The 12,304-nt window shown below is 64.7% G+C and carries 7 protein-coding genes; 1 reads left to right on the plus strand and 6 read right to left on the minus strand.

The genetic code is table 11. The annotated features are described in order from the left end of the window. Positions 1-17: 17 nt before the first annotated feature. The 6 genes from JS533_RS02720 to JS533_RS02745 all read right to left on the minus strand — a co-directional run bounded on the left by JS533_RS02720 (position 18) and on the right by JS533_RS02745 (position 10,172). Positions 18-1,043 carry a LacI family DNA-binding transcriptional regulator gene (locus JS533_RS02720; RefSeq protein ID WP_241513002.1) on the minus strand — a complete coding sequence of 342 codons (1,026 nt, stop codon included), beginning with the start codon at positions 1,041-1,043 and terminating at the stop codon, positions 18-20. A gap of 237 nt (positions 1,044-1,280) precedes the next feature. Next, positions 1,281-3,593, minus strand: a complete 2,313-nt coding sequence (locus tag JS533_RS02725; RefSeq protein WP_241513003.1) for a glycosyl hydrolase 115 family protein — start codon at positions 3,591-3,593, stop codon at positions 1,281-1,283. Between the two features lie 319 nt (positions 3,594-3,912). Then, positions 3,913-5,226 (minus strand): ABC transporter substrate-binding protein, encoded by a 1,314-nt coding sequence (locus tag JS533_RS02730; protein ID WP_241513004.1) that lies wholly within the window; start codon positions 5,224-5,226, stop codon positions 3,913-3,915. A 162-nt stretch (positions 5,227-5,388) separates the two neighbouring features. Next, positions 5,389-6,342 carry a carbohydrate ABC transporter permease gene (locus tag JS533_RS02735; protein ID WP_241513005.1) on the minus strand — a complete coding sequence of 318 codons (954 nt, stop codon included), beginning with the start codon at positions 6,340-6,342 and terminating at the stop codon, positions 5,389-5,391. Continuing rightward, positions 6,335-7,267 (minus strand): carbohydrate ABC transporter permease, encoded by a 933-nt coding sequence (locus tag JS533_RS02740; RefSeq protein ID WP_241513006.1) that lies wholly within the window; start codon positions 7,265-7,267, stop codon positions 6,335-6,337. The genes JS533_RS02735 and JS533_RS02740 overlap by 8 nt, the downstream gene beginning before the upstream one ends. 1,759 nt (positions 7,268-9,026) lie before the next feature. Beyond that, entirely contained in the window at positions 9,027-10,172 is a 1,146-nt protein-coding gene (locus JS533_RS02745) for a LacI family DNA-binding transcriptional regulator (protein WP_241513007.1), read from the minus strand. 492 nt (positions 10,173-10,664) lie between these two features. On the opposite strand from JS533_RS02745, the gene JS533_RS02750 reads away from it, so the two are divergent. Next, positions 10,665-12,233, plus strand: coding sequence for a type 2 periplasmic-binding domain-containing protein (locus JS533_RS02750; RefSeq protein WP_241513008.1), 1,569 nt, complete (start codon positions 10,665-10,667; stop codon positions 12,231-12,233). Positions 12,234-12,304: the final 71 nt, after the last annotated feature.

The following is a 12,304-nucleotide window of genomic DNA, read 5'->3' on the forward strand; positions in this document are numbered from 1 at the left end:
GCCCGCCCGACCTGTCCTTACCTGCGGAAGTCGACCGTCGTCTCGCGCGTCGTGACGCGCGTGGAGCGGACCGGATGCTCGACCTGCGGCCGGCCCGGATCCTTGATACGCTCGACCAGCGTGCGCACGGCGAGCTGCGAGACCTCGCGCGGCTGCTGCGAGATGTTCGTCGGCTTGAGCGCGAATCGCGGGATGCGCGAGTTCGGGCAGATGCTCACCAGCGTCAGGTCCTGGCCGAGCGTGATGCCGAGCCGGTCGAGCGCGTCCATGATCTGCTTGGTCGGCCGCGGCTGGCGCGTCACGATCGCCAGATTGTCATCGATGCGTTCGGAGATCGCGTCCAGCGCGCCGGTCGGGTCGTTCTGCGGCATCGACGTGACGTCGAACGTCATGCCGTGCGCCTTCGCATGCGCGTCCATCGCGTCGTACATGCCCTGGATCGTCAGGAAGTTGCGGTTCGCCTCGTAGTCGTCGTCGAGATACAGCACGCGGTGATGGTTGAGGTTCGCCAGATAGTCGACGATCACGCCGCCGACGTGCGTGTAGTCGAAGTAGACAAGGTCGAGTCCGTGCGCATCGCGCGGCCGGCCGAATACGACGGTCGGCAGGCCGATCTCGGCGGCGACGGGGATGCGGTTGTCCTCGTCGGTGACGTCCATGAGGATGAATCCGTCGCAGATGTTGCGCCCGTCCATGCGGCGCAGGCTGTCCGGATCGGCCTGCGTGGTGTTGGTGATCACGTCGTAGCCGAGCCGGTACGCCTCTTCGATGATCGAACTCAGGTACGGCGTGACGTCGGTGCCGTCCGACTCGTATGACAGCCGTTCGATGAGCGTGATGAGGTTGGTATGCTGCGTACGCAGCGTGCGCGCGCTCGAGTTGGGATGGTAGTCGAGGATCTTCATCGCCGCTTCGATGCGCGCCTTGGTCTCCGCCGCGACCGGTCGGCTGCCGTTCATGTAGTACGAGACGGTGCTTTGCGCGACGTTCGCGAGCTTGGCGACGTCGCGGCTGGTGGGCCTGTGATTGCTGGTTCGTGGCATGACGGCGGTCCTTCATCGTTGATTATACGTATCGACCATAGCACCGATCGGCGCGGCACATGCTGTGCGGATGCGCACGGCCTCCTCGCGCGAGGTCACGCGATGGCGGTATCGGCCGAAATGCCATCGCGTGACCTCGCGGGAGGGCACCGGCCCATAGTGCACAGTCGGACGACGAAATGCGTTTCACGTGAAACATGCGGCGGCCGCACGCCGACGGGCCGGCGGACCGTCGGGCTACGCCTCGGCGTCCTCCCACTTGACGAGCATGGCGTCGAAGATCTCGTCGTCGGTCAGATGGTTCTCCAGATTGAGCAGCGTCTTGATCTTCTGCTCCTCGCGACTGTAGATGAAGTCGCGCTGCCACTGGAAGAAGTGCGGCCCGTCGCCCATCGTGCGCAGATAGGCCATGAGCCCGGACAGCACCCACGCGCTCTGCGCGATGTCGGTCAGGCATTCGTTCGCATAGTAGCCGTGCCACACGCCGTGCTCGCGCGCCAGCATCGCCTCGCGCGCCCGCCGGAACTCGCGCCGGGCCAGTCCCGCGTGGAAGAACGCGTGCTGCCAGTCCTCGGCGAACCCCTCCCACAGCGCGCGGCACGTCAGATGCGTGGCCTCGCAGCAGTGGCGGTATACGCGCGTATGCAGCGCGATCGAATCGTCGAACAGTCGTCGGGCGTGCGGCGACATGCCGGTCGCGGCGGCCGTGTCGCGATCGTCGAGCGCGGCGTACTGCGCGGCCCCGCGCGCGGCGATGCGGTCGACGACGGCGATCTGCTCGACCAGCGGCACGTCGCCGGCCGCCCAGCGCATGTCGTCGCAGCTCGCGTTGCGATCGCGCATGAACTGCGTGACCAGCATGCGCGGGCAGTGGTTGAAGTACTGTTCGCCGGCCCGCTCGTCCCAGCGATCGCCGTACGCGACGGCCGCGTCGAAGTAGCCGGCGTACGCGTCGGCCACGGCCGCGGCGTCGCGCTCGCCGTAGTACTCGGTTGCGAACGTGCGCGTGGCCGATCGCACGAACGTCGCGGCATCGCCGGACGTTCCGGCGAGCAATGTGCCGACCGTCGTCAGCGACTCGGTTTCGGCGCCGTCCTCGTCCGACTCGGCCGGGATCAACGAAGACCGACGATCGGTGACGTCGATGTCGGAAAGTCCGTCGCGCCACAGTCGCGCGATCAGGGACAGGTAGTAGGCGTGCGGCTTGACGTTCGACGAGTTGACGATCCAGAACGCGTCGCCGCCGCGGGCGAGCACCTCGCCCAACTCGTGCACGATGCGTTCGGGGCGCACCGGCAGCGTGGTGATGTGGTTCGCGGCCTGCAGGTCGTAGAAGGAGGCGTGGTAGTAGATGCCCTGCGCGCCGCGGTCGGCCGGGTTCGGCATCGCGTCGATGCGCGGATTGTGATTGCACTGGCGTCGCGTGACCATGCGGCCGTAGCCGTTGTCGGACCAGATCTTGATGACGTCGTCGGGCAGGTCGAGCACGCCCTTGCGGTACAGTTCGAGCGTTTCGCCGTACAGGTAGACGCAGGTGCGCGCCTGCGGGTCGTGGTCGAGCACCATGCGGCGTTGGATGCGGATGATCTCGCCCATGAGCGCGCCGCGCTTCTCGTCGGTGTCGTAGGACGGATCGGAGTCCCAGAACGCGGAGTCGCCCTGGCCGCGGAAGCCGACGTTCCAGATGACATGCTGGCCCCGGTGCGCCTCCAGCGATTCCTCCCACAGTGCGATGAACAGGTCCTTGTGCTCGCCCCACGAGGGGTTGAGGTCCGGGTAGGCGGAGGAGAAGAGGCGTGCGCCGAGCGGCTCGGCGTGGTGCTGGGCGATGCGCAGTCCACGGCGGGACGCGGCTTCGGCGTGGTGGGCTGAGTTGTTGCCGGTGCCGGGGATGACCATCGTGCCGCCGCAGCGCAGCAGCGCCTCGAACACCATCTCCCACGGCTGGTCGGGGTCATTGTCGAGCTGCCAGCCCATGAGCAGCACCTCGTCGTTGACGAACCATCCGCGGTCAGCCACGGCGAACGGGCGGGAGGCGAACGCGTAGCCGTCGGGCACGGCGACCGGGCCGGGCTTGCGTCCTGCGACGGCCGGCGTCCAGTCCATCCAGAACCACAGGTCGGGCACGCCGAGCAGCTCGCGGCTGATGTGGTACAGGCCGTAGATGAAGCCGAAGTCGTCGCCGGCGATGACGCGGAGAACGTCGCGGTCCGCGACGACGCGGTACATCCCCTCCCCCAGCGTCGGATCGTCGGCCAGTTCGATGCGGGCGGTCACGTCCGTGCCGGGCGCGGCGGCGGACGGCATGCCGGACGGGACCGGTGCGGCGGACGAAACGGACGTACCGGACGTACCGGTCGTAGTCATAGCGGTCGTACCAGTCGGCGTCGTACCAGTCGCGGGCATGGTCGTCGCGGCGGTTGCTGCCGCAGTCGCGACGTCGCCCCGTCCGCACACGACGCCGAGGTCTCGCCGCAGGTCGGCGGCGGCCTGACGCACGGCCTCGGACCGGCCGTCCACGTCAATGGGAGTAAGGACGTCAAGCAACATCGCAGTCACCTCTTGGATCGGAAATCAACATTATCGATACGTATTTATTGATACGTATTTACTGTACTTGGGAATATCGCACGCGGCACAACGGTTGCCGGTTCTTGCCAACGGCCCGCACGATTCGCACGGGCCGCGGCACATCGCGTCGGAATCATCGTCGGAATCATCACGTCGGGGTCATCGTCGGGGTCATCGTCGGGGTCATCGTCGGGGTCATCGTCGAGACCATCGTCGAGACCATCGTCGGTCCGCACGGTCGGCCACAGGCCGGCCGATCGCACGGACCGACGCGTCCCCGTCGATCAGACGCCGGCGATCAGGCGCTGGCGATCGCGGTGTTCAGCTCGCTGATCATGGCCTTGGCCGCATCGGCCGAGGACTGGTCGCCGAACATCACCTTCTGGCTGTAGCGGGCGATGATCTTGTCGAGGTCGGACGCACCGTTCGGCGTGATGGACGGGGCGTCGCCGAGCGTGTCCTGGATCTGGGACGGGAAGTCGAGCGCCTGCTTGTCGGTGCCGGTCGCGGAGTCGGCGAGCGCCTCGCGGATCTTGTTGTTGGACGGGATGCCGCGGTCGGTGCTCATGGTCTTGCCCGCGTCCTCGTCGTTGAGCAGGTAGTCGATGAGCTCGGCGGCCTCGGCCGGATGCTCGGACTGCGAGGAGATCGCCCAGTACATGCCGGGCTTGAGGTAGCCGTACTTGGCGTTCTCGCCGTCGTTCGGCATGGGCACGAGGGTCATGTTGTCGGTGCCGGCGGCCTTCGCGTACACGGAGACCTGCGTGGACTGGGTGAAGATCATGGCCTGCTTGCCGGTGGCGAAGTCGCTCTGGTCGGTGGTGCCGGACGCCTGCTCGGCCTGATGGTCGGGCGTGCCGGCGATCTGGTCGCCGTGCGTCCAGTCGTAGGCCATCTGCAGGTAGCTGGCGAGCGTGTCCTCGCTGATCGCGACCTTGCCGTCCTTGAACAGGTTCTCGTTGTGCTGGCGTGCCCACAGCTGCAGGCTCATGCCGTTGTTGAGCGGCGCGATGCCGACGGTCTCGCCGTTGGACTTGTCGACGACCTGCTTGGCGAACGCCTTGAGGTCGTCCCACGTCCAGTTGGACGTGTCGGGCACGGTCAGGCCGAGGCTTTCGATCACGTCGTTGTTGAGCACGACGCCGAACGCGGTGGAGGAGACGGGGGCCGCGTACTGGGTGCCGTCGACCTTGCCCATGTCGCGCAGGGATTCGTCCATGCCGCTCAGGTCGAGGTACTCGGACGTGGTGTCGAGGTCGACGAGCGAGCCCTGCGAGGCGTAGGAGGCGAGGTAGAGCTCGTCCATCTGCATCACGTCGGGCGAGTTCTTGCCGGCGGTGTCGGTGGCGAGCTTGTCCCAGTAGCCGGACCAGTCGTTGTAGGTCATGTCGACCTTGATGTTCGGATGCTTCTCCTCGAAGCCCTTGATGACCTCCTCGGTGAGCTTGACTCGGCTGTCGGAACCCCAGTAGCCGATGCGGATGGTCACGTCGCCGTCGGACGCCTTGACTTCGCCGGACGCCGTGCCGGCCTTGGTGCCGCAGCCGGACAGGGCGAGCGCAGCGGCGGACACGGCGGCGGCCGCGACGATCCACTTCTTCATGGACTTCATGGTTATCTCCTTTGATATTTCCTTATCGAAAAACTTGTGGTTTGAGCGGGTTGGTCACTTGCCTTGGCAAGTGATGCGGACGCGTGCGGCATCAAGGCGCACCGAGGGAAGCCGTGCTCGGCACGGCGACCGAGGAGCAACGCGGATGACGCTCCGTCCGCGTCACTTGCCGCCGGTCGTTGCGATGCCTTCCACCAGATACTTCTGGCCGAAGCAGAACACGATGAACAGCGGGATCATGGACAGGACGGACATGGCGAACATCGGGCCGTAGCTGGACTTGCTGGTCGCGTCGATGAACGCTCGCAGGGCGATCGGCACGGTGTACAGCTTCGGGTCGGTCAGGTAGATGAGCTGGCTGAAGAAGTCGTTCCACGTCCACATGAACGTGAACACGGCGGTGGTGCCGATGGCCGGCTTCATCAGAGGCATGAGGATCTGCCAATAGATGCGCCAGTGGCCGGCGCCGTCGATCTTGGCGGCCTCGTCGAGGTCGCGCGGAAGCCCGCGGATGAACTGGTAGAACAGGAAGGTGAAGAAGCCGTCCATGGCGAGGAACTTGGGCACGATGAGCGGGATGTACGTGTTGATCATGCTCAGCGAGTTCCAGATGATGTACTGCGGGATGATGACCACGTGGATCGGGATCATGAGCATGAGCAGCATGAAGCCGAACATCAGCGGACGGCCGCGGAAGTTGAGCCGGGCGAACGCGTACGCGGCCATCGAGCAGGTGATCACGTTGCCGACGATCGCGCAGGCGACCAGCAGCAGCGAGTTGAGGAAGTACCGGCCGAACGGCTGGCTCAGGCCGAACCATCCGTCGACGTAGTTCTTCCACTGCGGATGCGCGACCCACAGTCCCATATTGGTGAAGATCTCGTTCGGCTTGCGCAGCGAACTGGCGATCATCCACAGGATCGGGTACAGCATGACGAGCGCGATGGCGAGCACGACGAGCTGCTTGATGATCTGGATGACGATGCGGCGGGCCTTGTGCTGGTCCTTGTATTCGGGGATGTCCGCAGCGGACGAGCGGTTCGCGAGCGTGCCGGCGGGGGCGGGAGCGGCCTTGCGTGCGGCCGCGGCTTTGATGTTCAGTGTTGCGTCAGTCATCGTAATGCACCCAATACTTGGAAACGGCGAAGTTGATCACGGTCAGCACGGCGACGATCACGACGAGGATCCACGCCATCGCGGCGGCGTAGCCCATCTTCATCGAGCCGAAGCCCTGCATGTACAGGTAGAGCGTGTAGAAGAGCGTCGAGTCGTTCGGGCCGCCGGTGCCGCCGGAGACGACGAACGCCTGCGTGAACGTCTGGAAGCTGTTGATGATCGACATCACCAGGTTGAAGAAGATGATCGGCGAAAGCATCGGCAGCGTGATCGACAGGAACTGCCGCCACTTGCCGGCGCCGTCGACGCTGGCCGCCTCGTACAGCTCCTTGGGGATCTGGCGCAGGCCGGCGAGGAAGATCACCATCGGCGAGCCGAACTGCCAGACGTGCAGGGCCATCAGCGTGTAGTTCGCGGTGTCCGGATTGGCGATCCACGACTGGGTGACGTCCATGCCGAGCAGGCCGAGCGCCTGGTTGAACAGGCCGTCGGAGCCGAAGACCATCTTCCACAGCACCGCGATGGCGACCGAGCTGCCGAGCATCGAGGGCAGGTAGAACGCGGAACGGTAGAACGTGAGTCCGCGCATGCCGTGGTCGAGCACGACGGCGAGGGCGAGCGCGGCGATCAGCTGCAGCGGCACGGAGATGATCACGTAGCTGAACGTGACCACCAGCGAGTGCAGGTAACGCTGGTCCTGCGCGAGCGTCGCGTAGTTCTGCAGGCCGACGAACTTCGGCGAGGTGAGCATGTTGTACTTGGTCAGGGACAGGTACAGGGAGACGATCATCGGGATGAACGTGAGGAAGAACGCGCCGACGATCCACGGGGCGAGGAAGCCCAGCGCCGGCTTGGTGTCCTTCGGCCTGTCCTTGGTCTTACCGCTGGTTTTGACCAGCGTGGCGAATTCGGCCGCGTAGCTCATGACACGCTCCTTTCGCTTGTTGCGGCCGACCGGGGTTCGGATCCGGGTCCGCCTGTGATTCGCGCGGGACCGGCCCCGCACATGATGGTTGACAACACCGTCGTTCCTTTCCCGCGGCAGCCTTTGCCGTGTTCTTCTCTGCCGCGGACCGCCGTGCCGTCCGTCTTCGGATGGCCCGCGGCCGCGTCTCCGCCGTGCGTTTCGTTACGCGCCGCGTGATGTACCGCCGATCGATGGCCGTATCTTCCGGTTGGGCGTTTCCGTTCACCCACCTAGTAAATACGTATCGATCGATACGTATTTATAGTACCGCACGTTCGAGCCGCCGCCGAACGCGACTGCTTCGGGTTATCGATAACTACGTTCTCCCGTATCGATTCGTATCGACATCCTTCGGCGTGTTGCCACTTGTTCCAGCGATCATCCCCTACCGTTCCCGATGCAACAGATCCGATGCAGATCCGATGCAACATCTGATGCGGATCCGATGCAACAGATCGAGGTCCATCCTCCATCACCACACCTCCATCACCACACCCCCCCCATCACCACCTCCATCACCACACCGAGCAAGCACGCCAAGCGAGCAAACCAAGCGAGCAAACCAAGCTGGCACAACACCGAGCGAGCACGCCAAACGGGTGCACCAAACGGGATGCACACCGAACGGGCCGGAAGCCGGTCGGAAGCCGGTCGGAAGCCGGTCGGAAGCCGGCGGAATCGTCCGAATGTGGGGAAATCGGAACGTTTGCATGCGCCCGTATCCGAAAGTGGGGAAACTGCGACGCGACTCGCCGGTTGTTGAACCCGTTCATACTGTCGATTTCCCCACATTCGGAACGTCACGCCGAATGTGGGGAAACCGACATCACGAACACCCGTCGTGAGCGGGGTTGGTACTGCTTGCTTCCCCACTTTCGAAAACGGTCGACGCCGACCGCCCCATCGGAGTCCGCTCATGCTGTCGATTTCCCCACATTCACCACCGCCAGACACCTCGCCGACGTTCCTGCGGGCCGGCCGAAGGGGAAAGTGGGGAAATGGAGACAATAACGCCGAGTATCAACCGATATCAACCGATATCAACCGATAACACCAACAACAGAGCCGATGGCAACACCGTCAACCATGCCCCGAAACAGGCCTCAACTCTCTGCTCGGACTAAACGGTCCTACGTATGCACCCCCGACTTCATGCAATCCAATCTCGCGCAGGTCACGCGATGGAAAAACACCGGATTCCGCCATCCCGTGACCAGTCGATCACACACGCGACGGATTGAAACGAGTCAATGCCATCCCATGACCCCGCAAACCCCGATTCCGCGGTCACGGGATGGAAAAACGGGCGGTTTTGCCATCCTGTGACCAATGACGGAATCACGCGATGGAAAAACAGGCCGAAATGCCATCGCGCGACCGCGAAACCGCTCCCCAAGCCCGGATTCCAAGGTCACGCGATGGAATGAAACGGGTCAATGCCATCCCGTGATCACAGGCGGAGTCACGCGATGGAAAAACACCGGATTCTGCCATCCCGTGACCGGCCGATCACACGCGATGGATTGAAACGAGTCAATGCCATCCCGTGACCTAGTACTTTGTCGGGCTTAAATTGGCGGGCCCTTTCTTTCGGCTCCCCTTTGCCGGGGAGCTGTCACGAAGCAACCGAGGGGTTGTCACACCCGTCACATTAAGCCCGACAAAGTACTAGCGCGGCGCATCGTCAAGACGCCGCATCCGAATCCCAGCGAGACGACTAGCCCCGCTCGCCGTCCCGCCCGCATCCCCATACATCGCCCGAATCCGTCCTCATCGGCAGGGTCATCATCGGCAGGGTCGTGCCGCGGTGGACGATATGCTCGGGCAGAATCGCACGTACGACGGCCGGCGACGTGTCGCCGTCGATGCGCGCGGCCAGCAGGTCGATCGCAGCAGATACCACGGCATCGGGCCGCGTCGGCAGATATGACAGTTCCGGATACCGGCCCTGCGCGGCGACCGGTCCGATCGCGACGATCGACACGTCAATGCCGGGCCTGATATCGCGCGCCTCGCACCATCGCCGCACCGCATCTCCCAGATTGACGCCGCGCATGGCGATCACCGCGCGTCGTCCCGCGATCGCGGCGGCCAGATCGTCGCCGACGGCCGCGACGCCGTCCTCTTCCCCGGTCGGCGGCACGATCAGTTCGGTCCGCAAGCCCAACCGTTCGGCCTCACGCCGGCCGCTGTCGTACATCGTCCTCTCGATCGGCGGCAACGACCTGCCGTCGTCGGGCTCGTCACGCACCATGACCAACGTGTCGCAGCCGCAGTCAGCCGCCTCTCTCGCGATCTCGGCCATGGCCGCGTCGTAGTCGTAGTACACGCAGTCCGGCATCCGGCCCGCGCCCGGAACGTTCGCATCGTCGCCGAATCCGACGGCGTTGCCGACGAGCACGGCCGGCACGGCAAGCTGCGCGGCGCGTTCGACGCGCGGGTCGCCCTCGACAACGTCCATGATGACGAATCCGTCGCAGATCATGCGCTGCGAGAGTCGGTCCAGCGCGTTGTCGTCGTCGGACAGCGTGTTGACGATGACGTCGTAGTCGTGTTCGCGCGCGTGCCGGATGATGCCGGTCAGGTACGGCAGCACGTCGTAGCCGGCGGTGTGCTCGTCCAGTTTCTCGAGCAGCGCGATGGTGCGCGTGCGTGACGTGCGCAGCGTGCGCGCGCTGGCGTTGGGATGGTAGTCGAGCCGTTCCATCGCGTCGAGCACCTGCCGCCGGACCGTTTCGGAGACCGGATAGTTGCCGTTGATGACGTGGGAGACGGTGCTTTGCGCCACTCCGGCGAGCGCCGCGACGTCCTTGCTGGTGGGACGCCTGCGGGGCGAGCCCGTACCGATCGTCACGTTCGTCATGGCGAAGCCTCCTTGTCTCGTCGCACGAACGATGGTCCTGCGAGCGACGATCGCGCGACCGCGCGTGTTCGCGGCCGACAGCCGCATGTTTGTCGGCCGCACGATCGACAGGCCCCCGCGGCCACAGTCGTACGACCGGCGATCGAACGACCGCATCGTCGATGACCTTGCGTCTCGGCGACCGACGATCGCGCAGTCACCGACTGCATCGCCGGGATCGTGCGGCCGATCACCGTTGCCCGACGGCATATGAGATACGTATGTCCTTACGTACGCCAGTATACGGCCAGGATTCCGCGTGTCGGCGACTTGCGTTCCCCGGATCGTCGATCTATAGTATGAAATACGTATTTCGAAATACGTATTCTATTTGGAAATACAAAGAACGACCCGCAGTCAGTGCAGTCGCGGGCCGTGCGGCGGAGCGATCCGCCGCACACAGGACAGGCGGAGCGATCCGCCATACGGACAAGGGAAACGAAGGGGTATCCGATGAACAAGCGAATCCTTACGGCGAGCGCCGCCACGGTGGCCGCGCTCACGGCATTGGCCGGCTGCGGCAGCGGCGACGCCGCCGTCGACGCGAACGGCAAGCCGCTCGTCACGATCTTCAGCGTCCAGTCGGCCACCACGGCCGACATCTCCAAGCTGGGCGTCACCAAACCGCTGGAACAGGCGTGCGACTGCACGATCAAGTGGGAGGTGAGCCGCGACGCCTCGCAGAAGAAGAACGCGATGCTCGCCGCCGGCGAGATCCCGGACATCACGCTCAACCTGTTCAACACCGACGACACCACACGCAACGACGTGTTCGACGACCTCGCCCAGCACCTCGACCAGATGCCCAACCTCAAGTCGGCGCTCGACAACAAGACCATGAAGAAGCTCGCCACCGACGACCAAGGCCACATCTACGCGCTGCCGGCCGACAACGGCAAGGACTACGCCACGTCCACCAGCCATCTGATGATCAACAAGCAGTGGCTCGACAAGCTCGGGCTCAAGGTGCCGCGCACCTGGGACGAGTTCGTCAACGTGCTCGAGGCGTTCAAGACGCAGGATCCGAACGGCAACGGCAAGGCCGACGAGATTCCGTTCACCGTGGGCAAGCTCGACACCACCGGCATCGGCTGGTACAGCCCGTTCCTGTTCCTCAACTCCACCGGACTGGTCACGCAGGTGGCCACCACGTCGGGCGCGGGCGGCTTCTATGTCAAGCAGGGCAAGGTCGGCAACATGCTGGACACCGACAACATGAAGACCGTGGTCGGCATGCTGCACGAGCTGGTCGAGAAGGGCCTGATGCCCAAGGACGCGCTCACGCAGGATTCGTCCGCGTACAACACGCAGCGCGCCGGCGAGGGCGACACGGCCAAGGTGGGCGCCACGTTCGGCTGGTGGCAGTCCGACTTCGGCGACACGCTCAAGAGCCAGTACATCGGCCTCGCCGCGCCCGTCGCGCCCGGCACCAGCGCCGACGACGTGACGTGGGACGCGGGCCGCGACGCCGCGCGCTACTTCGGCGGCAAGCTGTCGGTCGCCAAGGACGCGCCGAACAAGGACGCGATCTACAAGATCATCAACGCGATGTATTCCGAGAAGATGTCGGTGATCACCAAGTACGGTTCCATCCCCGAATACGTCTCCGACGACGGCGATCACACGTACACCGTCAGCCCGAAGCGCTACGCCGACGTGTCGGTGGACCTGTCGCTCGGCTCCGGCGGCGCGTACGCGATCCGCGACGACATGACCATCAAGGGCGACCAGAAGAGCGCCGGCCTGCTCGACGTGGACAAGGCGTACGCCGAGGACTACCGGCACATCAACTGGGACAAGGACGTGATCCCGATCTGGACGCGCCTGACCACCGACGAGGCCAACGAGGCCACCAACTACATGACCCCGATCTTCACGTACGCCGTGCCGCAGCTCGCCGACTGGATCGTCAACGGCGGCGTCGACCAGGGTTGGGACGAGTACGTGGGCAAGCTGCACACCGCCGGTCTCGACAAGGCCGTGGCCCTGTGGCAGCAGGCGTACGACCTCGCGGTCAAGTGAGCCAAACGATCGGGTGAGCGAACCGAACGATCACCGTGCCGCCGCCGGACCGCGCGTCAGTCGCCAGCCGG

This window comes from Bifidobacterium amazonense (assembly GCF_018555435.2).
GTDB classification, from domain to species: Bacteria; Actinomycetota; Actinomycetes; order Actinomycetales; family Bifidobacteriaceae; genus Bifidobacterium; species Bifidobacterium amazonense.